25 protein-coding genes and 2 tRNA genes are annotated in these 23,044 nt (G+C 54.6%); 12 read left to right on the top strand and 15 right to left on the bottom strand.

Going from position 1 to position 23,044, the window contains the following annotated elements; translation table 11 throughout:
* Nucleotides 1-25 precede the first annotated feature (25 nt).
* The 6 genes from HY913_17590 to HY913_17565 form a co-directional block, all read right to left on the bottom strand.
* The gene (locus tag HY913_17590; GenBank protein ID MBI4965091.1) at nt 26-754 is read right to left on the bottom strand and encodes a hemerythrin domain-containing protein; all 729 of its coding nucleotides are present in this window, start codon (nt 752-754) and stop codon (nt 26-28) included.
* A 293-nt stretch (nt 755-1,047) separates the two neighbouring features.
* A complete protein-coding gene (locus HY913_17585; protein MBI4965090.1) occupies nt 1,048-1,833 on the bottom strand; it encodes a DUF169 domain-containing protein in 786 nt (261 codons plus the stop codon).
* A 51-nt stretch (nt 1,834-1,884) separates the two neighbouring features.
* Complete coding sequence (locus HY913_17580) at nt 1,885-2,511, bottom strand: PHP domain-containing protein (GenBank protein MBI4965089.1); 627 nt, start codon at nt 2,509-2,511, stop codon at nt 1,885-1,887.
* 18 nt (nt 2,512-2,529) lie between these two features.
* Nucleotides 2,530-2,979, bottom strand: a complete 450-nt coding sequence (locus HY913_17575) for a DUF2889 domain-containing protein (protein MBI4965088.1) — start codon at nt 2,977-2,979, stop codon at nt 2,530-2,532.
* 90 nt (nt 2,980-3,069) lie between these two features.
* On the bottom strand, nt 3,070-3,579 hold the full coding sequence (locus HY913_17570) for a hypothetical protein (protein MBI4965087.1): 510 nt from the start codon (nt 3,577-3,579) through the stop codon (nt 3,070-3,072).
* A 70-nt stretch (nt 3,580-3,649) separates the two neighbouring features.
* On the bottom strand, nt 3,650-4,171 hold the full coding sequence (locus HY913_17565) for a manganese efflux pump (GenBank protein MBI4965086.1): 522 nt from the start codon (nt 4,169-4,171) through the stop codon (nt 3,650-3,652).
* Between the two features lie 283 nt (nt 4,172-4,454).
* Between HY913_17565 and HY913_17560 the strand changes: the two genes are divergently transcribed.
* Both HY913_17560 and HY913_17555 read left to right on the top strand, forming a co-directional pair.
* Nucleotides 4,455-5,393 carry a cation transporter gene (locus HY913_17560; GenBank protein ID MBI4965085.1) on the top strand — a complete coding sequence of 313 codons (939 nt, stop codon included), beginning with the start codon at nt 4,455-4,457 and terminating at the stop codon, nt 5,391-5,393.
* Between the two features lie 311 nt (nt 5,394-5,704).
* Nucleotides 5,705-7,303, top strand: coding sequence for a glycosyltransferase family 39 protein (locus tag HY913_17555; protein ID MBI4965084.1), 1,599 nt, complete (start codon nt 5,705-5,707; stop codon nt 7,301-7,303).
* Between the two features lie 201 nt (nt 7,304-7,504).
* On the opposite strand, the gene HY913_17550 is transcribed toward HY913_17555, so the two are convergent.
* The gene (locus HY913_17550) at nt 7,505-8,392 is read right to left on the bottom strand and encodes a YkgJ family cysteine cluster protein (GenBank protein MBI4965083.1); all 888 of its coding nucleotides are present in this window, start codon (nt 8,390-8,392) and stop codon (nt 7,505-7,507) included.
* Nucleotides 8,393-8,494: 102 nt separating this feature from the next.
* Between HY913_17550 and HY913_17545 the strand changes: the two genes are divergently transcribed.
* A complete protein-coding gene (locus tag HY913_17545) occupies nt 8,495-8,803 on the top strand; it encodes an antibiotic biosynthesis monooxygenase (protein MBI4965082.1) in 309 nt (102 codons plus the stop codon).
* Between the two features lie 81 nt (nt 8,804-8,884).
* Here HY913_17545 and HY913_17540 read toward each other — a convergent pair whose 3' ends face one another.
* The gene (locus tag HY913_17540) at nt 8,885-10,621 is read right to left on the bottom strand and encodes an aldehyde ferredoxin oxidoreductase (protein MBI4965081.1); all 1,737 of its coding nucleotides are present in this window, start codon (nt 10,619-10,621) and stop codon (nt 8,885-8,887) included.
* Between the two features lie 312 nt (nt 10,622-10,933).
* A complete protein-coding gene (larE, locus tag HY913_17535) occupies nt 10,934-11,767 on the bottom strand; it encodes an ATP-dependent sacrificial sulfur transferase LarE (protein ID MBI4965080.1) in 834 nt (277 codons plus the stop codon).
* A gap of 432 nt (nt 11,768-12,199) precedes the next feature.
* Between larE and HY913_17530 the strand changes: the two genes are divergently transcribed.
* Complete coding sequence (locus tag HY913_17530) at nt 12,200-13,348, top strand: hypothetical protein (protein ID MBI4965079.1); 1,149 nt, start codon at nt 12,200-12,202, stop codon at nt 13,346-13,348.
* Here HY913_17530 and HY913_17525 read toward each other — a convergent pair whose 3' ends face one another.
* Entirely contained in the window at nt 13,349-14,059 is a 711-nt protein-coding gene (locus HY913_17525; protein ID MBI4965078.1) for a DUF1573 domain-containing protein, read from the bottom strand.
* Nucleotides 14,060-14,416: 357 nt separating this feature from the next.
* On the opposite strand from HY913_17525, the gene HY913_17520 reads away from it, so the two are divergent.
* Nucleotides 14,417-14,917, top strand: coding sequence for a rhodanese-like domain-containing protein (locus tag HY913_17520; protein ID MBI4965077.1), 501 nt, complete (start codon nt 14,417-14,419; stop codon nt 14,915-14,917).
* Between the two features lie 8 nt (nt 14,918-14,925).
* Nucleotides 14,926-15,489: a C_GCAxxG_C_C family protein gene (locus HY913_17515; GenBank protein ID MBI4965076.1), complete on the top strand. Its 564-nt coding sequence runs from the start codon at nt 14,926-14,928 to the stop codon at nt 15,487-15,489.
* Between the two features lie 379 nt (nt 15,490-15,868).
* Here the strand turns inward: HY913_17515 and HY913_17510 are convergent, their stop codons facing one another.
* Both HY913_17510 and HY913_17505 read right to left on the bottom strand, forming a co-directional pair.
* Nucleotides 15,869-16,888, bottom strand: coding sequence for a flippase-like domain-containing protein (locus tag HY913_17510; GenBank protein MBI4965075.1), 1,020 nt, complete (start codon nt 16,886-16,888; stop codon nt 15,869-15,871).
* 22 nt (nt 16,889-16,910) lie between these two features.
* Entirely contained in the window at nt 16,911-17,351 is a 441-nt protein-coding gene (locus HY913_17505) for a hypothetical protein (GenBank protein ID MBI4965074.1), read from the bottom strand.
* Nucleotides 17,352-17,789: 438 nt separating this feature from the next.
* On the opposite strand from HY913_17505, the gene HY913_17500 reads away from it, so the two are divergent.
* Nucleotides 17,790-18,134, top strand: coding sequence for a hypothetical protein (locus tag HY913_17500; GenBank protein MBI4965073.1), 345 nt, complete (start codon nt 17,790-17,792; stop codon nt 18,132-18,134).
* Nucleotides 18,135-18,474: 340 nt separating this feature from the next.
* Nucleotides 18,475-18,828: a hypothetical protein gene (locus HY913_17495; protein ID MBI4965072.1), complete on the top strand. Its 354-nt coding sequence runs from the start codon at nt 18,475-18,477 to the stop codon at nt 18,826-18,828.
* A gap of 67 nt (nt 18,829-18,895) precedes the next feature.
* Here the strand turns inward: HY913_17495 and HY913_17490 are convergent, their stop codons facing one another.
* Nucleotides 18,896-19,615, bottom strand: coding sequence for a phosphatase PAP2 family protein (locus tag HY913_17490; GenBank protein ID MBI4965071.1), 720 nt, complete (start codon nt 19,613-19,615; stop codon nt 18,896-18,898).
* Between the two features lie 793 nt (nt 19,616-20,408).
* Between HY913_17490 and HY913_17485 the strand changes: the two genes are divergently transcribed.
* From HY913_17485 to HY913_17470, 4 genes are all read left to right on the top strand, one after another.
* Nucleotides 20,409-20,484 (top strand) — tRNA-Lys (locus tag HY913_17485).
* Between the two features lie 67 nt (nt 20,485-20,551).
* Nucleotides 20,552-20,629: transfer RNA gene (locus HY913_17480), tRNA-Glu, on the top strand.
* A gap of 135 nt (nt 20,630-20,764) precedes the next feature.
* Entirely contained in the window at nt 20,765-20,992 is a 228-nt protein-coding gene (locus HY913_17475) for a type II toxin-antitoxin system HicB family antitoxin (protein ID MBI4965070.1), read from the top strand.
* A 156-nt stretch (nt 20,993-21,148) separates the two neighbouring features.
* Nucleotides 21,149-21,295 (top strand): transposase, encoded by a 147-nt coding sequence (locus HY913_17470; GenBank protein MBI4965069.1) that lies wholly within the window; start codon nt 21,149-21,151, stop codon nt 21,293-21,295.
* 82 nt (nt 21,296-21,377) lie between these two features.
* Here the strand turns inward: HY913_17470 and HY913_17465 are convergent, their stop codons facing one another.
* Both HY913_17465 and HY913_17460 read right to left on the bottom strand, forming a co-directional pair.
* Nucleotides 21,378-22,082: an ABC transporter ATP-binding protein gene (locus HY913_17465; GenBank protein MBI4965068.1), complete on the bottom strand. Its 705-nt coding sequence runs from the start codon at nt 22,080-22,082 to the stop codon at nt 21,378-21,380.
* Nucleotides 22,083-22,309: 227 nt separating this feature from the next.
* Entirely contained in the window at nt 22,310-23,041 is a 732-nt protein-coding gene (locus tag HY913_17460) for an ABC transporter ATP-binding protein (protein MBI4965067.1), read from the bottom strand.
* Nucleotides 23,042-23,044 lie beyond the last annotated feature (3 nt).

Here is a 23,044-nt window from a genome sequence, read left to right as displayed (position 1 = left end):
AAGCAGCCATATCCCTAATCATTCCTCATCGAGGCGGTGTGAATTGAGACAGATCATAGATTCCCAGGCCTTTTTCCAGTTCCGCGACCTGACCCACTGTCTTTTCAAAACCCCCTTCACCAAAGAGTTTCTCTTCTTTTTCTTCAAATTCCTCGCCGAGGTCGTGAAATTCTTTTTCCGACACGATCGTCCGCAAGGCAGGAAACAAGATGGTGTCCTCGCGTGAGGCGTGGGGGCGATACATTCTGAGAAAGAGATGCAGCGTGTCAGCCGGCTCCTTTCGCTTGGGAGCCTCCTTAAGTGCGGCAGGTGCAGCCAATTGCATGACCTGTGGCGTCAAGCGACGGCCTGCTTTGTGTTGCTCCTTCAGGACTTTGACCAGCTCAACAAGCTTGCCTGCCTTCTCAAACCGTGGAAACAGATAGTCCTCTTCAAGTTTTTCGTGGTACTCTTCAATGAAAGCACGTATTATTTCCGCTGCGTTGGAAAGAGTTTCAGGCGGAAAGTCTTTTCCACTGTTCAGGCGTCCTTGAATGTCTTCGTAAATGAGCAGAATACGCCGCAGCACTCCATGCTCGCGCATCAAGTCTTCCGGTGGGAAAACCTCTTCACCTTTCTTCTCCTTTTCCTTCTCTGGTGACTTTGCCTGTGCCGGACGCACGTCCGGAAAGATCACCGCAGCACCGGTGATGAGGATGCCTGTTTTTTTGAGGAATTGTCTACGGCCGGCAGATTCGTCGATCATACCATTCATGATGATCCCCCTTTTCGCTCACGATAGTCAATTAGGATGCCGCAAAATAAATGACGCAAGTAAGACTAATTTTACCGGATTGTCCGAGTAGTGGGGAGCCGGTTCGCGAACCGTGTTCACCGCCCCCACTCCAGTTCCCCGATATTCCACTCTAGGTTATTGCGCCAGGCTCGTCAACCGCGGGCCTCCTCCTCAATCTTCGCTGCCAGGTTCAAAAATACTCGTCGAAGATTCGTTTGACCTTGGGTCAGTCCCAGGGAGGACGCAGAATGTTCTTTGGGGATGTTGCCGGATTATTCCTCAGATTTCTGAGGGAATTGGTACACGGCGTTCAAGGCCGGCCACGGACTGACCTGCGCTCCATACTGGGATATGGGAAAGCGAATCCCTTTCTTGTACAAGGTCTCCAGGTTGGCCAGGATGCGAGCGCAATCTTCAGCGGGCAACCCGATTGCCAGTTCGTCATCCGCAGCATGTCCGAAACGTCTCTCACCGAAACAGGGAATTGATAGCGCGGGGACCCTGTCGACGAAACAGCGGCCGATAACGTCGGAGCAAGAACTCTCGCCCACAGAGTAGAATACCAGGCGCTCGAACTTGTCATACTGTATCGCGTTTATCAAAACAGACATTTGGGCAGGGTTTGCATAGATGAGGACAATGTCCGGTACAAAGGGATCATAGGCTGTAGGCGCCATCAGAAAGGCCTTGTACTTTCCGTAAGGTATTCGCTGAATTACCGACTCACATAATGCCGCGTCCTCTTTCTTTTCCAGCCAGACAATGTTCCGCATAGTGCCTTCGGTAATGAACCGCGGCAACTCCGCAAGCCCCAGCATGCTTGCACATTGCGGGGTTACAAGGTCCTCCGCGGTCGCGCCTATTGTCCAGTCAAAGGTTCGCACGATCGTGATCAATTGGCACAGAGAGAGTTTCTCAGGGGGTCTCCGCACCCAGGGATTTGCCGTAAGCTCTTCAGAATTCTCCAGAAGTTTCAGCCCCACGGGGAAAGTTTTCAGCCTTAGCAGCCCTTCCAAACTTCTGGTCCATTTCGACCACTTGATCTCTTCAGGGGTCATTTTCGCGCCTTTCGGTTGAGCGGCTCATCGTGGCCCGCGCTTCGGGAGAATTCATCTCATGGTATTTGTTGTGAAGCGGCCACTGAGCAGAGCTTGCACCAACTGCTTTTCGTCCTCTATAGAGTCCTCGAATTTGGTCACACAACTCCCGACCGATCCGGGTTCATGGGCGTCGCTGCCGCCGATCCCCAGAAGACCCATGGCTTCGGCCACCCGCCGGGCGAAATTGTTTTCTTCCGCGGTAACGCGGCCATTGCAGACCTCAAGGCCGTGAACCTGCGCAAAAGTAGGGTTGAGGATAGCATCGTCCAACCCCATGTCCAGGGCGCCAAATCCAAAGAGGAGGAAGCCTCGAAACGGGTGCGCTGCAAATGCCACCGCGGAGGCGGCATCCACCTTTTTTTTCAACCTTGCCGGACTCACCAGGCCTTCAGGCTCTTCCTCTAATCCGAAAACCAGAATGTCTCCGCCGGTGGTCGTGACTTCCATTCCGCGAAACACCGCCAGACCGTGCTTGCGGCTCAACTCCGCGGCTTGTTCATGATTCCAGATGCGGTTATGCTCGGTGATACAGATGCCGTCCAAACCCGCGTTTTTTGCGGCAATCATCATTTCGTCAGGCGACATGGCACTGCATGGGGAATGGAGCGTTGTATGGACATGAAGATCCAAAATCATTCCGGGTGTACTCTCTATTTATTGAAGTCGCAAATAGTCTACCAGTGATGGATGGCGGTCATAGAATTGCTCCAAGAACCGTTTTCGGTCCAGACCAGGCTCTTTGTCAAGAGTGGCCCCCAGTTCCCTGGCCAATTCCGCGACTGCGACACTTCGACAGCAATCCACCATCAATACGGCCATGTGGCGACAGCCGTATCTGCCTATCTCTTTCTTGATCTTTCCATCAAGGTCAGCATCCAGGGTCCATCCCTCAGCCCGAGAGAACACCTTTTGGGCAAGCGGGCAGCGTTTGGTGGTGAACCGCTTCATTCGGGTCTGAACCGACTCGATGGCCAGTTTCGGCCAGTTAATAACCAGTTCGCATTCCATTGCATACAGTTCGTCTTCGAGGACGCCGCTAACCACGCGAAGGTCCTCGCCTTGCACCTGCACACCGATGGATTTCACGCGAGAATATGTAAGCATTTGTAATTCCTATGAGTTGTTGTCGAAGAGGCAAAAGCTGCCGAACGCCCCATGGGAAGTGCGACCCACGCGACGCTGTCCCATCCGGTGTCACAGGTCCCGAAATGCAGCGCAACTGTCCTTCAGCCTCGGATTATCCGCCATCATCTTGATCGCCCGTTCGCCGATGAGCACCTCGTTGAGAAATACCTTGGGGCCGTCATGCTCTAATCTTGCCGGCTCTCCGGCCATGCTCATTGCCTTTCGCAGTTCCGGCACGGTGAGGCCGTTTACGAGCATTTCCATCGCTTCGAGAACAAGTTCCGCTACACGGTCGGAGCCGGATTCGTCGCCAACGATCGCTCGGACGATCTTGGTCATGCCGGGACCGACACGCACGCCGATCAGCTTCTGAGCGGTTTCGGAAAGATCAGGGACGAGGCCCATCACGTCCCTCTTTATTTCCAGTGAGGCCATCGTAATGTTCAATGCGGGGGCTTTGACCTGCAGGGCCACTTCGGCCGAGAACAGGTTGTCGTCGAATCTCGTGACGATACGCCACAGACCCGGCTTCAGGGTTTCCACCGTGGTCAGATTGTTTGTTCGGAAATCGAGTATCAAAGCGACCTCTCTTCGCGTTCGGAACATTAATGAAATAGCCCTGTTCGGAGGGCCTTGGTCCGGTGGTATTTCAGGCCTTGCCCAGGCCTTGGACCAATATTCGCACGCCGATAACGATCAGGACTATTCCTCCAATACGTTCCGCCCAGCCTCCAAAATAGATCCCGGCGTGCCTTCCCAACCTGGTCCCGATGAATGTCATCACAAGGGCTGCCACCCCGATCAGAAGCGCAGGCGACCAGACATGCATGCCGATCAGGCTCAGCGAAACCCCTACAGCCAGAGCGTCTATGCTCGTCGCGACCGAAAGGCCTACAAGACTCCACCCCCTGGTGGGATCATACCCTTCAGTCCGCGACTCCGGGTGGCGTGATTGCCGGATCATGTTGGCCCCCAGCAAGGTCAGCAACCCGAACGCGATCCAATGATTGAGGCCCAGAGTGTACGCGGCAACACCCGCGGCGCCGAACCATCCGATGACGGTCATCAAGAACTGAAAAAGGCCGAAATGCCAAGTGAGCCGAAAAGTATGTCTGGCCGTATGAACGCAAAGTCCTGAGCAAACAACCGCGGCGACGGCAAAGGCGTCCATTCCCAGAGCTATGGCTGTTCCAAACAGGGTCAGTGAATCCACAGTCGGCCGTTTTTCTCAGGGGCTTTAAGTCACGCCCGCCAATGTAACAGTGGGCGTCCGCTTTCGTCAACCGTCGGCACAGAAAGTCTTAGACAAGGAAAACGCTCGGGCTCGTATTCGAAGATTGGTGGCCGCTGGTATCTTTACTCGGTGGCTTCGCAATGCTTATTGGTATATCATGGTCGGTCACGATGGCATTGGATCGACTCGAAAAAAACATGCCGCAGCGGCGGGACGGTTAATGGCTCACGAACATCACCATCATCATGCCCATGACGGGAGCGGTGAAACACGCCTTGGAATCGCGTTGTTGATAACCGCGGGATACATGGCGGCCGAGATAGTCGGCGGTATTCTTTTCAATTCCTTGGCTCTTCTTGCGGACGCGGGACATATGCTTTCCGACGTGATGGCTTTGGCGCTGTCATGGGTGGCACTGCACATAGGGAAACGCTCGCCAACGGATCGCCACACCTACGGATTCAAGCGCACCGAAATACTCGCGGCTCTGATTAATGGCCTGGCCCTGTGGGTAATCGTTGCGGTAATATTCTACGAGTCTGTTCACCGCTTCTTGACCCCCGCGCCGGTCGCGGGGGTCGGCATGCTGGTAGTCGCATCGGTCGGCCTCGCTGTAAATCTGGCCATGGCTGCCCTGCTCTTCGGCACCAGGGAGCACAATCTCAATTTGAAGGGTGCTTTCCTTCATGTTCTTTCGGACGCTCTAGGCTCTGTGGGCGCTATCATTGCCGCAATAGTGATACTGGCAACCGCCGCGTACTGGGCTGACCCGCTGGTCAGCGTCCTGATCGGCCTGCTGATCCTCTATTCCTCTTGGGGACTGCTAAAAGAAGCGGTAAACATACTTATGGAGGGTGTGCCCTCGGGAGTAGATATTAAGCACATCGAGGACGCCTTGCTCGATCACGGTGGCGTTTGCTGCGTGTACGATCTGCACGTGTGGAGCATCACCAGCAACCGGGTGGCAATGTCCGCTCACGTAGTGCTTGCCGAGCCCGACGGCAATCGAGTGGAAGTCCTCAGAGGTTTGGAAAAGCTCCTCGCTGACAGATTCAACATTACTCACACCACCATCCAGGTAGAGGCGACCCACGAAATGCTGCCGGAAAGCGACTCCCTGATCTGCCGAGGCGGCACAATGTGCGGCTCCGTTCATTAGCAGACCGGCAAGCAAGGGCCGCCTTGCAATCGATACCACCTCTCGCTTGAACAATGAGAAGTCGGCGGGGCCACAAGCAGATGCCAAAGCCGGGGTCCACCGTGCCCCTGATCCCATGGGAAAAGGGTTTTGGGTGCCACTGACCTGGCAACCGGGTCCGTGCCGATTTTGCCCCGAACTAAGCCTTAATGTTTGGAAGGGAACCGGTATGATACGTCTCCGTACGCGATGATGGGTTTCAACGTTCCAACTTGCAGGCCCAAAGTCGAATTGTCGACAACAAGTGTTTCAACCTGGTGTATACTCGCCGAATGAATTCTCCCGCAGATGAAATACCCGTCAAACAAGCGATCGAGAGATTAGGGCAGCCAATTTGGCCGCTGCTGGCGGCGCTTGTCGCTGTCTTTGCGTGGCGGATTTGTTTTACCGGGTGGGTGAATCTTATCCCGGACGAGTGCAGCTATTGGACATGGTCCCGGCGACTGGACTGGTCCTACTTTGACAATTCCGGGATGGTCGCTTACCTGATCCGGCTTTCCACAGACCTCTTCGGTCGTTCCACACCGTTTACGGTCCGTTTCCCCTTTTTGGTGCTTTCAGGATTCTCCACCTATCTGTTGTACCGAACCAGCTTCCTGCTTTTTCGCGATCGTTTCCGAGCAATTTTTTCCGCCCTGATTTTTAATTTGACGCCTTTGGCTCTGCTCGGAGGCTCCGCCGCGGTCCATGACAATGCTCTGATTTTTTTCTGGGTCGTGTCCCTTTGGACAGCCGCACGGTTTCTTGACTCAGGCGATGCCCGATGGTTTTATGCCATGGGGCTTGCCGCGGGCCTGGCTATTCTGAGCAAGTACACCGGCGTGTTGCTGATTCCCTGCCTGTTGATATTCCTGCTCTGGAGTGGACCTCACCGAAGGCTTCTCCGTACCAAAGAGCCGTGGATCGGCGCGCTGATCGCGTCTGCCTTCGCAATGCCTATCGTCTGGTGGAATGCCACCCATGACTGGGCGTCGCTGCACCATATATTGTTCATTGGATCGGGTTCGACTTCCGCATCTCAGAGGGTGCTCGACGGTTTGGGTTACCACCTGGCCCAGTCTGCCTTGGTTTCACCGCTGTTCTATTTTGCTCTTTTAGTGGCATTGCGGTTTGCGTTTTTCAAGAACTTGTTCAAGCCCCAGCCGCAGCACGTTTTGCTTTTCAGCTTGGGCCTGCCTCTGGTGGTTTTCGGCGTCCTGGCATTCAAGGGTCATGTGGAAGCCAATTGGGCTTTCATGGGGTACGCCTCGACCGCGATACTATCGGTGCAGGTAATTGGCGAAGGCCACAGCGAAGGGCACAAGGCTTTTCGCAATCGGTTCGGTGAGCGATTCCTGAAATGGGGAGTCATCTTCGCGGTCGGGCCGGTGCTTCTCGTCTTGATCCACGCGTGGGTCGGCCTCTTGCCCGCGGGGCTGGAAAAAAGGTTCAGCAAGGATGACAGAATTATCTGGGAAACCAGAGGCTGGGACGGGCTTGGCGAGCACGTGGGCGGTCTCAGAGAGGCCTCGGACGTTATTGCAGCGGACAGCTATCAGCTCTGCGCACTCTTGGAGTTCAATACTCCCGGCAATCCGGATGTCAGATACCTGGCGCCCTGGAGGCGTCCCACCCAATTTGACGTCTGGGAACCTTCTTTCGACAACCTCAAGGGACGCAACGTTCTGTTTGTATCAGCGCGGCCGCTGGCGCCTTCATCCTCGGCCCTCGCCACGATTTACGGCAACTTCAAGCAAGTGGAAGCTCTCCCATCTTACAAGGTGATGTACCACGGCGAGCCGATCCGGGAAATCCACATATATCGCGGATACGATTTCAACCCGTTCTCACCCACGAGGCTGGGACCACGGTCGCTGCGATACAAAGAGTGAAACCGGTTGCAAGGGTAAGGAGCTTTTGAGAAGGTACCTATGAAGCCTTTCCTGTCCACGTGTCGGACGGACTCTTGACCAGCGCCCAGTATTAACAAATGGCTACGAACTGCTTTCGTGGGGCAGGCTTTCCAGCCTGCCGCTTTGCAAGAGACCCTGGCTCAGAGGATAACGGCAGGCTGGAAAGCCTGCCCCACATGTCTACTCTTGGAGAGGAGTCAGCAAATAGGAGCCATCACCCTGTTCCTGCAACCTCAGCCCGTATAATCCCAGGGACTCCTTCAGCGGCCGGCCGAAGAAAAAATCCAGGCTCGCGGGGTCCAGGTTTAGCTTCTCTGCAATGAACTCCCGTGCATGATGGTCGAATCTCAGAATTTCCAGGACTTCTTCTACACACTGGCCTCTTGTGGCTGACAGACGCGCCATGGAGCGGCTCAGCTCATTGTGCGAGCAGCGTTCTTCATGTCGCAGGATAACTTCCCATAGAGGGCCGGCGGCCTCAAGCAGGTCCTTTCTCGTTAATGGAGCGCCTTCTGCGGCCTCCACCGATGCCTCGGGGTTCCAGCATTCCTGACTGCGGCACTGTGACGGTCTGGATTCGTATATCTGGCAGCTCTTGTCGGCTTTCCCATAGAAGATGCACTCTCTGGTTTCAGTCTTTTCTCGGATCTTGATCAATTCCCTATCCGTGGCTGAAGCCTGTTCCGTGATACTCGAGTAAGCCGGCTCCCCGTGCCGAATCGTAATCACGTGCGTAGGTTTGAGGATATCCTTGGTGAACAACGCCACGTCCTGCCGGAGCAGTGTGGGGCTTCCTTTCATGCAGCAAGTTCCGCATCGGATGCAATACGGCCGCGTTGCATATGCTTCTTTCAGCAACCGCTCCCGCACCTGTTGCCAGATTTCTTGCTCAGATCTCTCGTCTTGCGCGCCTTCCTTGGGCGCCAGTGCCTCAAGATCTTCGAGGATGCGGCTGACAAGTGTCTCCGGTTCCACGCTTGATCCCACATCGAATAGCACCGTTCGGGCTTCCTCCTTCAGAGCGGTCATAAAGAAAGCCTCTTCGGCCTTGTTGTGCTTCTTGCTCATCCTGGTTCCTTGTTTTTTTCAGGTTTTGGTCATTCGAGAAAAGCAGTCTATAATCATAGCTCAATTGCCTGTGAGGGAAAAGACTAACACAAGGAGATGCACATGGATGACAGCAAGGTAACGATTCTGGCCCTGATCAAGGCCAAGCCCGGGATGGAGGAAACGGTCAAGCAGGGTCTGCTAGCTCTTCTTGAGCCCACAAGGAAAGAGGCCGGCTGCATAAACTACGACCTGCACCAATCAACCGGCAACAAGGGCTTATTCATGTTTTACGAGAATTGGAGAAGCAAGAAGGACCTGGACGAGCACGTTCGGATGCCCCACATGAAGGATTTTATGAGCAAAGGCCGTGAGGTTTTGGACGGGGCCGCGGATCTCACTTTCTGGGAGATCATCGGTCCGTCCAAGTGACCGCTGGATACACCGTAGCGGGAGAGAAATGGGAGAAGCCCCTAATGAGGCTTCTCCCGCGGTTTCGAAAGAAATTCTCAGCTACCAATTGAAGACTTTGTCCAGGTCCTCGTCTTTCACCTTGAACGTGACGTTATGAGGCGGCAACTGTTCTGTCAGGAAGTACATCGGAAGGCGGTCGTCTGCTGGACCGAAGCCCGCTTTGGCATTGAAGTCCCTCTCCATCTTGAGGACTGTTTTCCCCAGGTCGGTGACACCGTCCCCAGTCAGGTTCAGACCGTAGAAAGCGTTGAGCAAATCAAGCAGCGACTGGAATGTTTCGGGCTGATCCAGGACGGCAAACGCTATGAACAAACACATGCCGGTGGAGTCCACGGCCGCTGTGGCTATCTGGAGGTTTCTTGAAAGCTCTATCTGCCCTTCCGGCTGCATCGGGGCAACATCTCCGCCGACTTTCATGATGTTGGCCGCTACCGCATACCCCGCGGTATGATCCGCGCCCATGGGAGTCGTCGCGTAAGTAACCCCTATTCCCTGGACTCCGCGAGGATCGTAAGCCGGCATAGCCTGGTTTTTCACCACAGGGACTCGCTCCACACCAAACGCCTTTCCCGTCACCGCGGCCCCGTTGCCCAGGATGCGGCCAAGATAAGTGCCCTTCCCTACTTCGTGGACCAGGTTGATCGCTGCTTGTGCGTCTCCGAACTTCGCTACGCCCGCTTCCATGGCCACCCCAATGGTCGCACCCATCTCGATGGTGTCAACCCCGTAATCATCGTCAAGCCTGTCCAGCATGGCGATGGAGTCCAGGTCGTCTATGCCGCAATTCCCGCCATGGGCCCAGACCGTCTCATATTCGGGCTGCTTGGTAAGATATTGCCCATCCTTGTTCATATAAATCCCCGAACATTGAATTACGCACCCTCGGTGGCAGCCGTGAGTAGCGCTTCCGCCGCGTTCGACTTCAATGGCCGCCTGCGTCTCACCGCTGATCTTAGAGCAGCCGTCGAACCGACCCCACATGAAGTTCTTGGTCGGGTACGCGCCGGCTTCGTTAAGGACGTTTGTCAGCACGTTCGTGCCGTAAGCCGGCAGGCCTTCGCCGGTAACAGGATGCTTCTTAAGGCCCTCGACCCAGCTTTTGTTCGCTTGATTGAATTTTTGGGGATCTTTTGGAGTGCGCATCTTCATTTCGCTGTCATCCAGTACGATCACTTTCACGCCCTTGGAGCCCATCACCGCGCCGGTGCCGCCGCGGCCAGCGTGCCGTGTCGGTCTCAATTCCATGTCGGTGCAAGCGATGGAAGCGGCGGACATCTTCATTTCTCCTACCGGCCCGATTGACATGCAGCAGATCTTGTCACCGTATTCAGCCTTCATCTTCGCTACCAGGTCGTAATTGCCCAACATCTTCAAGCTGTTGTCAGCAGCGATCTTCACGCCGTCCTTGTTGATAAACACTTTGTAAAGGTTGTCGTCCTTGGGCTTGCCTTCCAGGACGATGGCAGCGTAGCCCAGCTTGGCCAGCACTTGGCCCGGTTGCCCACCTGCATTGGACTCCTTGATCCCGCCCGTCAAAGGGCTCTTGCAGCCGATGGAAATACGCCCTGAATTCGCGGCGGTAGTCCCAGTAAGCAGACCGGGGGCAATAACCAGTTTGTTTTCGGCTCCCAAAGGATGGCACAAAGGCGGCACTTCTTTCGAGACGATGCCGGAGGTCATGGCTCGGCCCCCCAGGCCGGCATACTCGCCCAAAGGTCCCTCTGTCACCTTGGGGCCGCCTTGGGCCCCCATGTCGATTCTCAGTATCTTGTCCATAGCGATCCTCCCCTCTTTCTTCATTCGGAGAATGGTAATTCTTGCTTCCGGATGGACGAATGCCAGGACTCATTTTTTTGGCTATGCCAACGACCTACATCCGGGCCTGCTGCCTGGCAGGTGTGTAGATGTTACCGATTATACTAGATATTATTGTTGGCCTTGCCGACGAGCCCTCTGGCGCGCCCCATGTTTTCATGGTAGCTGTGGCATTTTGAGGAGTCAAGAGGAAAGGTATGGGAAATTATAATAATATTTGCTAGTTATGTCACCTTTGACATAATCGTCTGAGGCCCGGATCTCAAAAAAGAGCTACTTCCGCGTGTTTATCATTCGGTTGAGGCTGCCCATGCTGTACCCTTCCAGGTCCAGAGTTACAAATTTGAAACCCAGGGTCTTGAAGTGCTCTACGAGGCGTAAGCGGACCTCTTCTTTCGTCAGCTCAGGTATGGTTTGAGGTTCCATCTCTATGCGCGCGGTGTCTCCGTGATGCCGCACCCTGACTTGACAACCGGGGACAAGCCCGCGGACAAACTCCTCCGCGGCATCGACCTGAGCCAGTTTCTCCGGGGTAATGGGATTGCCGTACGGGATGCGGGATGCCAGGCAGGCATAGGAATGCTTGTCCCAGGTGGGGAGTCCGAGCTTCTTCGATAGAAGACGGACTTCTTGCTTGGTAAGGCCTGCCTCGCTCAGAGGGCTCCGAATGCCCAGCTCTCTGGTAGCGCGGATGCCTGGGCGATAATCCTGGTGATCATCAGCATTTTCTCCATCGACCACAAAGGCGAATCCTTTTCTCTGAGCAAGCTTCACCAGTTCGCGGAATCGACTCTTTTTACAGATGTAACACCTGTCCGGCGGATTTCTCAGAAACTCCGGCACGTCCATTTCAGAGATTTCGACCACGAGATGCTCTGCTCCGAGGTCGCTAGCCAAGCTGATGGCCGCCTCCCGCTCATGTTGAGCCGTGGTCTCCGAAAGGGCGGTAACAGCCAGCACATGGTCTCCGAGCACGTCCTTGGCAACCTTGAGAACAAGGGTGCTGTCCACTCCACCGGAAAAGGCAACAACCACGCTGTTGAGGTCTCGCAGAATGCTCTGCAAATGCTCTAACTTGTGCGCAAGATCATCGGAATTTGCCGACACCAGGGTATCCTCGTAAAAACAGATCTTCTATGGTCGGCCGCGTTTGTCTCAGCGGCCATGAGCGCTATAGATCCACGCAGTGGGATTTGCGGTAGCCTGACGCCATGGTTTTTCGGGCACGGCATGCCGTGCCCTCTGGGCGTGCTCCGCAAAGTCCATTGCGCGTCGCTATAGTATACTCCGCCAATGACTTCTTGATCAAACGTACCGGGGAGTAGGGTTGTTAATCATGGTTGACCGAACGACCAAATGGGATATATTCTCGGAAAACTGAGCAAGACCCTTTCTTTTGATGTTCAGGAAAGTCTGGTTCCCGCTTCGCCATGAGATTCCGGCAAAACGGTGCGGATCTCAAGCACAACGACCCGGCACATGGGACGCAGCTGGGCATTGAAGCGAGTTGCTCGCAGGAGATTGTCGAGAGAGCGGATCATGAGGAGAATCGCAGCCACCTTACTTACCCTAATGTTCCTCGCGGTAACTGTTCTTATCGTGACACACCTCTCTGTCCGGCGGGAAACCGGCAAGGTCGCTCCGCCAAGCTCGGACAAGGTCGCGCGCCCGACGCTTGCAATCAAGGCAAGCATCGAAGGGAGTCCGTGGAAGAGCGACACAGCGACTTATCCTCTGAAAGGCCAAAAAGTTACGCTGAAAGTCGATCAAATTCCCGGCGCCACCACCCGTTGGTACCAGATCGCGCCGGATCTCTCCAAAATCTACAAAAACGCAAATCATCCTTGGGAAAGCGACCCGTACAAATGGATCGGGTTTGCCAAAATCGATTACACTCGAACAGAGCTGACAAAATTTCGCGGGCAATGGGAAATACAACCGTTTTCACCCGAGGCGAGCGACCGAACGTCGAATAAACTCACCAAATTATTCTCAATGCTGACCCGATCTAAGCCGGATTCCAGTCACTATCATGATGATGTCGGTAGCTTTTGGTTCCAGGTGGAAGTGGAGAAAGACGGGAGAGTGGAGCGATCACCGGGGATAGAGGACTGCGACAAAAAGGGAATGTCGCCGCAAGTTTTTCGCGTGTCCATCCGAGACGGAGAAGGGTACCTCGGATATCTGACCACCTTTTTCAATGTTCCTGGCCTATTTGGGTGCATTCCGCATCAAAGCAACAACTATATTGGGGTGGACTGCTGTGACGTGCTCGTGGCCGCGTACGGCGTTTGGGCCGACAGGAAGTTCAAAAAGGACTACGCGGTTTCAATGCTTGTCACTCGGTTGCCTTTGGTGGCGGAATGCGACATTTTGAACGGCAAGCCTGATCGGCGGCTTGAATGGGGCAAAGAGATACACCCCGGCCAATTCATCGCGGTCAGGTTCTCAGGCGCAAAACAATACCAGCACATCGGAGCCCTGCACAGCGATGCAGACAAAGATGCGGTATTGAGCGAACAGGACCTTGTCATCCACGCAGGCCCCCTGCCCCTCCGCTATTCCACTCTTAGCGAAGGGTGTTTTGACGGTCATGCGGTGGTTCTGGACCCGAAATTGTCCAGGCTGGCCTCCGAAGACCATCAACTTGTGCAATTTGCCCGCGACATCCTGTATATGTTTAAGTAATTACTCCATTCGGTCGATCTTGATCAGGCACCGCAATTTGATCCGGTCAGCTTCCGGGAGGTCGGTACCAATCGATAACTCGCCGCTCAAGGTGTTTCCCTTTTCAGGCCTTTTCACTTCCATTTCAATCTTCAAGCGCACTTCCGAAGCGGGCTCAATAACAAACGTTTCCGGCTCCAACCATGCTCTGCCAATAGCCCCCTGAAAGGTCGCCACCGACAGAGTCACTGCCTGCTGAGTTGTGTTCTTGGCCGTGACCGGGAAACTCACGCGATCCTGAAAACTCGGCAGCCGCAAGACCAGGCTTGTAGGTTCGATGGTGATTCTGTGAATGACATTCGCGAAGATCCGCACCTTGGATACCGGGTTCTTCGTATCGTTGGAGTGTATGAATACGGTTTGTGTCTTTCTCCCCGCGCTCAAGCCCGCGGAGTCGTATGATACCTCTATATCGGTCTTTCCCCCCGGAGGAACCTCCCTTCCAGCAGCAGCCGCCTTGGTGCAACCGCACGACGTGGCTACGTCATTTATAGCAAGTGGAGCGTCGCCCTTATTGATTACCGAGACCCGGGTCTGAACCACGCTGCCGACCTGCACATCCCCAAAATCGTGCTCATGGTTGTCCAAGGCAACCTCCGGCGCGGCCGAGGCTGAAGCAATTGCCTGAAGAAGGCAAAAAAGTAGGGCAATAACGATAATTGCACGCTGCACTGGGTTCCGCATCCTCATCTTTTTCCAGCCTGGGATCAGATCGGTTTCACCTATTGTTACAATAGCTTCTTTTGGGGAGGCACACAACATTTCTGGCCTCTACTTATACGGACCGTGTGGCTGCCGAGTTGCCATTTATCGCGCTGCAAAACGCGGTCTTATTATCGGTCTTTTTAATTTGACACATCGGCAATGTCAATATATTCTGCTTGAGAAATTGCGTCAACGGCCCTGCACTGTCCGCGTACAAGCCATGCCCCGCGCTTTGGTCTTCCGCGGGCTCCAACGGGGCCGATTGTGTACGAGGTGGTTCAAAACCCTTAAAGTGAAGGAGGTATTCGATTCATGGCTAAGAGGATGATTTCAGCGTTCCTGACCGCGGGCTTGATCGGTTTGTTGCTGCTCGGCAATGCCCTTGCTCAAAAGGCCGACTACCCGGAAAAAGTCAAGGAAATCATAGCGATCAACTTCGCCAGAGAGATGACGGACGGAGCCTATAAGGCCGTAACCGCGGCTGACTTGAAGCAGTGGGTGGACGCGAAAAAGGACATACTCATAGTTGACACCATGCCCTTCGGCGCAAGTTACAAAAAGCGTCACATCCCAGCCGCGGTTCAAATAGAGTTTCCCATCCCGGAAATGAAGGAAATGGACGACGCGAAAAAGGCGGAGTTCGCAAAGCTCCTGGGGCCGAATAAAGATCACCTACTAGTCTTCTATTGCGGTTTTACGGAATGCACTCGCAGTCATAACGCAGCCATGTGGGCCATGAAGTTGGGTTACACCAATGTGTACCGATTCCCCGGCGGCATCGAGGGCTGGGCCCAAGCCGGTTATCCGGTGGAAGCAGCCAAATAGAGGCCCCCATGTTCCATGATTCATTGAAGCCGCGACCGGGGGATCTTGCCAAGGAAATCGGCAGTCGGGCCGAAAATCTCTATCTCACAGGGCAATTGCTGTGCTCTGAGGCGGTTCTTACCGTGTTGAATCGGGGGCTTGGCGGAGGAATGCCGGACGAAATGGCCATCCGCCTGGCCTCTGCTCTTCCCATCGGTCTGGGTGACAGCGGCTGCACTTGCGGAGCACTGAGCGGTGCGGTTCTGGCACTGGGCCTATTTCTGGGACGGGACCGGCCCGCGGCACGAGACAAAAAGGAGGCTCTTCCTTCGGCTAACCTCCTCCATGATCGCTTCAGAGAGCGTTTTGGTTCCGCGTGCTGTCGCGTCTTGAGCCGTAAGGTCAAACACAATCCGAAGGAGCACTTCAAACAATGCGCGGTCATTACCGGTTGGACCGCGGAGTTAGCGGCTCTCGTCATCCTGCAAAAGCGTCTTGAACTGGCGGACGCCGCAGATTTCCGCTATTGCCGAGCCAGAGACTCCTGGCTGGGGTCGAAGCTCAAAAAGCTTGTCAACGTCGCGTGTCGGTAAGTGATGGGATGTGTACTACTTTTTTGCAGGAAGGCTCATTACAATTTCACCAAACAAATCGCCGAGGTCGCCCAGTAGGGGCACGGCATGGAGGCAGTCCCCAAACTGACTATTTCATTGCATGGTCGGTAGGGGCGGGGTTTATCCCCGCCCGCTATACCGGGCCTCACAAGACGGTCGGGGATAAACCCCGCCCCTACAGGCCATCGTGCCACCTTTGGAGGCGGTAGGGTACTTTTGAGACAGCCTTCTCGAAGCGCGCCGTACCCGGAAATCCGTGCGTTTCAGGGTTTTGAGACACTTTTTGGCAACGTCCGGCCTACCCGACGTGTAACAGGTTTCCGCTTTATCCATTAGGTTTGAGACAGTTTCTTGAGCCTCAGCTCTTGCGAGCCCTCGCCAGCAGGACCACCATGAATCCTACACCGACAATTACCGCGAGCCACAGAGTGCAAAGCCTGATAAGGATTACAGCGGGAACACCTTCGGTGTACGAGATACCCATAAAAGACATCAGCCCCATCATTCCGGCCTCGGTACCGCCAATTCCGCCGGGGAGCATGGACAGAGCGCCGACAATGGTCGAAAAACAGTATACGAAGTTGCTTTGCAGGAAAGTCGAAGGGAGATGCAGAGCATCCATTATCAGATAAAGGGACAATGATTCCATTCCCCATGCCACTGTGGAAACCAGCAGCCCGGTAAGGAAAATTCGAGGCGTCATCAGATCGCGGCCTGCCAACAGAACACCCAGCATTCTGTCGCAAATCCAGGACAAAAAATAGATCCGGGCCAGTTTCTCCAGCACCGGGCGATACACTCTTTCCAGGCACAGACAAAACCCGCCGACAATGACGGCCGCGGCGCAAATAAGAAAGAGCCTTTCCCAGCCCTTGAAAAGCAAGAGCGACAACGCACCCAACAGCAACACACCCCACAGGTCCATGAGGCGTTCCACGACAAGAATACCCACAACCTTGGTAACCGACACTCCGTAATCCCGCTTGAGGAACACGCCTTTTACGGCCTCTCCGACCTTTCCCGGGGTCCCGGTGAGGGCAAATCCGGCCAGAAAAGCCTGAAGAGAATATGCGAACGGCACCGATTCGCCGGATCGACGCAGATAGTAATGGAATCGCCAACCCCTCAAGACCCAACCAACAAACACCAAGCCGATTACCTGCCCAAGCACCGTTGCGGGGAAACGCAGGAGAGATCCCGTTATGGTGCTGTAGTCGGAACCCAGCGTGGCCGCGCCATAAAGCACCACGCCTGCTACGGCAAAGATCAGAACCGACCGGACCACTCGGCTATACGAGGCAGCGTCTTGGTCAACCGCGCATTCTTCGGGAATCTCGCTCGAATTCTTTAGGTTCTGTACCTGGTCCTTTTGGTCCATCAGGTGGGCTTCTATCCGCGAATCAAGGCTGGCCTTGGCGGCGGGGTGGGTAATAAACGCACTTGCCGCTGAAGGCGTTCCACGCGGCGTCGAGGTGTTGTTTCAGGCCTTGTGCGTAGAGAGCCATCTGGCGGTATTGCGGATCGCTGGGGTTCATAGTGGTAACCTGCTGGTAGACTTGCGCGTACCTCTGCCAGAGGGCCCGCCAGTTCTTTTCCAGTTCCAGGCATTCTCCGAACTCGGGATTGCTAAGGTCCGGCCGGAAGGCATACTCCATCGGTTGTTGCTGTTGAGCCGCGGGAGGCGTCGGCTGCGCGACCGCGCCACCAGGGCCCATGGGGGTCTGCACAGGATAAGGGGCCTGAGGCGGATACGGGGACTGGCTCCAAACAGTTACCGGTAGGATTATCAGGAAGACGGCCAGAACAATTGCCTCTACGGTTTTCGAGGTTTCGATGGTCATAGGCGCCTCACAAAGAAACCTGTGCAGAACGATTGGTTCCGCGCCAGGTCGGTTCGGAAATAATGCTCCGGGAAACGCACATCCGGAGCGGCCGTGCCCGCTCAAGCGGCGTCCATATTAGTTCAAGACGATTTCCGCGTCAACCCTGCCGAGGCCCCGCCGGGGAGAGATCATTCACCGCAGAGAACCCGGAGACGAAATCAGACGATGTGCTCCGTGGTCTCACCGTTCTCTTCGACGTAATTCGTCGCGCCAGGGCTGCCTTGAGTTCGCGGTTCTGTCGCTATCTCAAAAGGGGCCATTGACAACGGCCCGTTCGTAAACAAATTCCATAACAAGAGAGCCGAGGATTCGGAAAATACGATGGAATCTAATATCCGCAATTATTGTGAGGCGTTGAGAATTGGCCGGAAGCCACGATAGGAAGGAGTGAAGCCCATGAGTTCGGACAACACTATCGTTGAGAAATTGGATGCTCTGTACGATATGGGGCGTGATTTTGTCGAGAGGGCACAAACTCACGGGTTCGCCGTGGAATACGAGTTTGACCAGTGCAGTTTCGACAAATGGCGGCGCAAGGTTAATGACCTGCTCTACACTTTGGGAGGTTGCGAGGACTTGTACTACCAGCGATTCTCCAAAGAAGTGATCAACCCCCGAATCAGGGAGCTTGAAGAAGGACTTCGGATACTCTCGGCAGTGCGGGACGAAGTTGCGGCCCGTCATGCCAAGGTGCACATCGAGGGCGAAGAACCAGGCAGGCTAAGCGTGAGCTTTCATTAGTCTGCGGGCCGAATGCCCCGTAATCCGGAACAGCGGCATTGGCTTCTCGATCGGAAAGCCGGGCGGTCTGATCTACGGTAACCGTTCACCGGGACGGTTTTAAGGCCTTAGAATCACGATGGGGGAGGCTTGGAGGGGGAGATGGTCTCCCCCTCCATCCCCACCGGGCGCAGAGCCGCCTCAAGCCCGGTGAACGATTACGATCTACGGTTGTGGCGTCGGCGCAACCTGACGAGTATCTCAATTTTTCCGGCGATGAGACCTCAGACTGCCGTTGACTTCGCCATCCGACTGTTGCAGCGGCCCATTCCGATGGTGACCGCGCGGACGGAGCAGAGCAATGTCATTGGACAAGGACCTCATCGAGACAATACGAACGTTGGAAGAGACGGGACAGCAGTTCATCGACCAGATGACGGCCCACGGTTCGGGTGAGACGCCGATCGACTCCCACGACTTTCACCGATGGAGAGTGGAGACGTGCAAACGGCTCTATTTGTCGCTTGGACCTAGCAATTACTATTACGAGTGCTTTTGGAAAAGCGTCACAAGACCCAGCTTAGATCACGTTCAAGAGGGATTGCGCCTTCTGGCGACGGTAAAGAGCGAACTTCAAGCTATCTTGCCTCCCGCGCCGCCCGTGGCCGCAAGTGACCGGGAGACGGCCGGAGAAGTCGTGCTGCCCGAATTCTAAAGGCATAAGGAGCGGGATGGGAGCCTCTTGGTGGTAATTGAAAAAAAAAGCCAACAAAGTATCCGGCTTACGGACTTGGTTTCCGTGACCCTGCCTCGGTTTCCGGCACTCGTAGCACCACATAATACAGCAACGCAATCAACGAGAGCACCAAAACCCCCGACCACAGCACATCCGTAGGGAAATGCCCCCCTTGAATCATTCTGGCTATTCCCATTACGATTCCGTAGATTATGCCTCCCACCAGAGCGCAAACGGAAACTGCCGGATGGAGCGGGTAAAACGCGGCAACGGAAGACAACGAAATCGCCATGGCGCAATGCCCGCAGGTGAAGGATTTGCCCTCCCCCGGACCTCCCGGCTTCCAGACCTGCCGGAACTCCTTGTTGCCACCAAAGGCAGTAATTTCCGCGGGCCGGGGCCTCCCCCAGTATTCTTTCAAGATACCATTTACAAGCAGCCCGGGCCCGAGCGCAATGGTCAAAATCACCACAAGGCAGGGCTTGGCATATTGTCTTGGGGCTCTGCCGATTAATGCCCCAATGTAGAGGACCATAGCGCCAACGAGAAGTGCCACTCCCGGGTATTCACCATAATCGTACAAGGCATTCCAGGGGAATTCCCGCGCGTAAGCCCAGCCGTCGTTAGCCCCGCCGGGAACGTAGTATCTTGCGGTCCACGCTAGGTCCCATCCCATTGCGTCAATCACGGCCGTACCGACCAGCCCGAAGCCGAACATCGCTGCGATGATGAATATGCCTCGCAGGGCCGATCTTTGTGGGGGCATGGAAGCTCCGATGGTGATGGGTTCACCCGATGGGTGCGGAGCATCATGACACGAGCGGACCCACCGATCAATAGGAGAAAACCGGCCGAATCTCTGTTCAGTTGCGCGGGGACGCGCGGAGGTTTCGGAACGCATCTGCAGGGGCCGCGGAGACGCAAAAATGTAGGGGCACGGCATGCCGTGCCCTATTCTCAGAGATCTGCGATCTTTGCCGTGAGATTGCAGAAAACTATTTCACCGCAGAGAGCGCAGAGCGCGCAGAGAAGAGGTACGGCGCGCACGGCCGTGCGCGCCGTACACTCCGCGATCTCCGCGGCCTCTGCGGTGGAGATCCCTTGTTCGTATGGGTTAAGCGTCCCCGTATAAATGAACGGGTACACTACGCGGTAATGATTCAGTTACGTGCGGGAGCGTCTGCCATGCCCCGAAGGGGCAGCCCGACAGTAGCCACGGGCGTAAGCCCGTGGAGAATGGTCCACACAATCATTTGAATCACCGACCCTGGAAGGGTCGACCATGAACGTGAGTTGGACTTCGGGATTGGTCGACCCCTCCAGGGTCGGTGATTCAGGGCTGTGGCAATGCTTCCGGTCCACGGGTTACACCCGTGGCTACCATTGGTACGCCCCTTCAGGGCTAAGAATCCCTGCTACCCCCGCAAGACTGAATGGTTGAGAGTTGCGACCTTTGGCCCTTGACAGCATCTTTTATTCTGTGCTTTATAATAACGCTTAACCGGATCGGCCCCTGATGGACCTTTGCGTTAATTGAGAGTCATTGGGTCGATATGCGAGGGCCGTTAACTCAGACGGTAGAGTATCTGCCTTTTAAGCAGAGAGTCGCTGGTTCGAGTCCAGCACGGCCCACCAGTTTCATGAGACCACCCGAGGGTTCATACCTCTTTCTATGAGAGGGGTGGAGGCCCAGTGGAGCGGCGTCCCCATCGTCTAGCCTGGCCTAGGACACCGGCCTTTCACGCCGGCGACAGGGGTTCGAATCCCCTTGGGGACGCCAAACTAATACATTGACAGATCAAGGAAGCTCGGGATCGCGAGCCTCCTCATCCTGATCCATCCTCTCTTCCTCTTTGACGAACAGCTTCGACGACGCGCTGGCTTGCCGGCCTTTCCTGGATCGACGAGGCAGAAAATGAAATACCGCATTCTAATCGAACAGGACGAAGACGGAGTCTTCGTGGCAGAAGTGCCGTCACTGCCGGGGTGTGTTTCTCAGGGTCGCACTCGCCAGGAGGCTATCGAAAACGCCAAAGAGGCCATAGCCGCTTGTCTTGAGAGTCTTGCCGCACACGACGAGCCCATTCCACCTCCTATTGCGGAAGAGCTTGTCGAGGTGAAGTTCCGGGTACACCATACGTAATTAGTGACCTGGAAGGTCGGCAGACGTTTTCCGTGTCACATGGGACAAGTTGCACGAGTGGTCGTGCCAGGCTATCCGCATCATATTACTCAAAGAGGGAATCGCAGGTAGCAGACTTTCTTCTACCGGGAAGACTATCGAGCGTACATCGATCTGATGTCTGAGTGGTGCTCAAGACATGGGGTAGACATCTGGGCGTACTGTCTGATGGCTAATCACCTGCATCTGATTGCCGTTCCAGAGTCTGGGCAGGGATTGGCCCAAGCCATTGGGGAGGCTCATCGCCGTACACTCGGAGCGTGAACTTTCGCGAAGGTGGCGGGGTCATCTGTGGGAAGGGCGCTTGCATCCTGCACAAGCCGATATCGAGGTTGCTCGACTGAACTTATACCCCCATGTACTTCTTCATCACCTCAGGGCTTGCTTTCAACTCATCGACCGCACCCGTCCATTTGATCTGTCCCTTTTCCATAACATAGGCCCTGTGTGACACTCGAAGTGCGGATGTGAGGTTTTGCTCGCACACCAATATCGTTATCCCTTCTTGTTTATTGAGCTGCACAATCTGCTGCTCGATGACCTCCACAATAATCGGCGCCAATCCTTCAGACGGCTCGTCCAAAAGCAGCATGTCCGGGTTTGTCATCATAGTGCGGGCAATGGTAAGCATTTGTTGCTCACCACCCGATAGAGTCCCCGCCGACTGTTTCTGCCGGTTATGCAAGATCGGGAAAATGTTGTAAGCTTTTTCCAGGCTCCATTTCGTTTGGAGTTTGCTGTTCTTAAAAGGCAGTAAGAGGTTTTCTTTGACTGTCAAATTGGGAAATATAATCCTGTTTTCAGGTACGTACCCGATGCCCTTCCTCGATATTACGAAAGGGGCCTTACCAGTGATGTTCTCGCCTTGAAATACGACTTTCCCCGACGCGGGGTTCACCAAGCCCATGATACTCTTCAATGTCGTTGTCTTCCCCGCACCATTCCTGCCGAGCAAACAGACGATCTCTCCCTTGTTTAATTCCAGTCCCACATCAAATAAGATATGACTCAGCGAATAGAAGGAATTGAGTTTCTCCACTGTAAGTATCATCTATTGAAACTCCTCAGTCGTCCATATGATTGCGCGATCTCTTGCGTATCGTTATGTCTCGGCTACCATTCAGTTATCAGCGGCGAAGACTGTCATTGCGAGCGCAGCGAAGCAATCTCAGCGCTCAGAGGCAGAGATTGCTTCGTCGTTTCACTCCTCGCAATGACACAGAATGGCAAATTCCCCCGCACAACCGAATGATTACATGTCTCGTCCTTGAATGCCTTTCATCCCCCGAGATACACTCTCTGCACTTCTTCGTCTTTCCGGATGTCTTCGGGAGTGCCTTCAGCGATTAAAAGGCCGTTATTCAACACTCGTATCTTTTCCGACATTGTAAACACAGCATGAAGATCATGCTCAACAAACAGCAGGGTAAACCCGTGCCGCTTGGCCAGATCGAGGACCAGTGCAACTGTGCCTTCGGTTTCTGCGGGACTCATGCCCGCGGTTGGCTCGTCCAGCAACAACAACGTGGGCCGGCTTGCCAAGGCAAGTCCCACATCGAGACGTCTTTGATCGCCATACGAAAGCATACCCGCAATTTCGTCTCTTTTTTCGCTGAGACCGACGCTCTCAATAATTTCATCTGCTTCTCCAACAAAGAGGTTGGTGGTGCGGCCAAACATGTCCCTCGTCTTTTTCTTCCATGAAAAGACGGCAATCTGTATGTTTTCGAAGACACTGAGGCGAGGGAAAATATTCGTTATTTGAAACGATCTTCCTACTCCTCGGTGACAAATCTTGTGTGAACTCATTCCTGTGATATCAGTGTCATCCAAATAGACTTTGCCTGAATCGGGTTTCAAATGGCCGCTAATGATGTTAAATAGGGTGGTTTTGCCTGCCCCATTCGGTCCGATGATGCAGCCGAGTTCTCCTCTATTTACCGTGAATGAGACGTCATTGACGGCCCGATAACCATTGAACGACTTCTTGATGTTCTCTATTCTTAACATTGC

It is taken from the genome of Desulfomonile tiedjei, assembly GCA_016212925.1.
Lineage (GTDB): Bacteria > Desulfobacterota > Desulfomonilia > Desulfomonilales > Desulfomonilaceae > JACRDF01.
This window is presented reverse-complemented; position numbering and strand designations above follow the sequence as displayed.

Bases quoted from the DNA above. Each gene is read 5' to 3' on its own strand.
- HY913_17590 (MBI4965091.1), bottom strand. From the start codon at position 754: ATGAATGGTATGATCGACGAATCTGCCGGCCGTAGACAATTCCTCAAA.
- HY913_17585 (MBI4965090.1), bottom strand. From the start codon at position 1,833: ATGACCCCTGAAGAGATCAAGTGGTCGAAATGGACCAGAAGTTTGGAA.
- HY913_17580 (MBI4965089.1), bottom strand. From the start codon at position 2,511: ATGATTTTGGATCTTCATGTCCATACAACGCTCCATTCCCCATGCAGT.
- HY913_17575 (MBI4965088.1), bottom strand. From the start codon at position 2,979: ATGCTTACATATTCTCGCGTGAAATCCATCGGTGTGCAGGTGCAAGGC.
- HY913_17565 (MBI4965086.1), bottom strand. From the start codon at position 4,171: ATGGACGCCTTTGCCGTCGCCGCGGTTGTTTGCTCAGGACTTTGCGTT.
- HY913_17560 (MBI4965085.1), top strand. From the start codon at position 4,455: ATGGCTCACGAACATCACCATCATCATGCCCATGACGGGAGCGGTGAA.
- HY913_17555 (MBI4965084.1), top strand. From the start codon at position 5,705: ATGAATTCTCCCGCAGATGAAATACCCGTCAAACAAGCGATCGAGAGA.
- HY913_17550 (MBI4965083.1), bottom strand. From the start codon at position 8,392: ATGAGCAAGAAGCACAACAAGGCCGAAGAGGCTTTCTTTATGACCGCT.
- HY913_17545 (MBI4965082.1), top strand. From the start codon at position 8,495: ATGGATGACAGCAAGGTAACGATTCTGGCCCTGATCAAGGCCAAGCCC.
- HY913_17540 (MBI4965081.1), bottom strand. From the start codon at position 10,621: ATGGACAAGATACTGAGAATCGACATGGGGGCCCAAGGCGGCCCCAAG.
- HY913_17530 (MBI4965079.1), top strand. From the start codon at position 12,200: ATGAGGAGAATCGCAGCCACCTTACTTACCCTAATGTTCCTCGCGGTA.
- HY913_17520 (MBI4965077.1), top strand. From the start codon at position 14,417: ATGATTTCAGCGTTCCTGACCGCGGGCTTGATCGGTTTGTTGCTGCTC.
- HY913_17515 (MBI4965076.1), top strand. From the start codon at position 14,926: ATGTTCCATGATTCATTGAAGCCGCGACCGGGGGATCTTGCCAAGGAA.
- HY913_17510 (MBI4965075.1), bottom strand. From the start codon at position 16,888: ATGGACCAAAAGGACCAGGTACAGAACCTAAAGAATTCGAGCGAGATT.
- HY913_17505 (MBI4965074.1), bottom strand. From the start codon at position 17,351: ATGACCATCGAAACCTCGAAAACCGTAGAGGCAATTGTTCTGGCCGTC.
- HY913_17500 (MBI4965073.1), top strand. From the start codon at position 17,790: ATGAGTTCGGACAACACTATCGTTGAGAAATTGGATGCTCTGTACGAT.
- HY913_17495 (MBI4965072.1), top strand. From the start codon at position 18,475: ATGTCATTGGACAAGGACCTCATCGAGACAATACGAACGTTGGAAGAG.
- HY913_17490 (MBI4965071.1), bottom strand. From the start codon at position 19,615: ATGCCCCCACAAAGATCGGCCCTGCGAGGCATATTCATCATCGCAGCG.
- HY913_17475 (MBI4965070.1), top strand. From the start codon at position 20,765: ATGAAATACCGCATTCTAATCGAACAGGACGAAGACGGAGTCTTCGTG.
- HY913_17470 (MBI4965069.1), top strand. From the start codon at position 21,149: ATGTCTGAGTGGTGCTCAAGACATGGGGTAGACATCTGGGCGTACTGT.
- HY913_17465 (MBI4965068.1), bottom strand. From the start codon at position 22,082: ATGATACTTACAGTGGAGAAACTCAATTCCTTCTATTCGCTGAGTCAT.
- HY913_17460 (MBI4965067.1), bottom strand. From the start codon at position 23,041: ATGTTAAGAATAGAGAACATCAAGAAGTCGTTCAATGGTTATCGGGCC.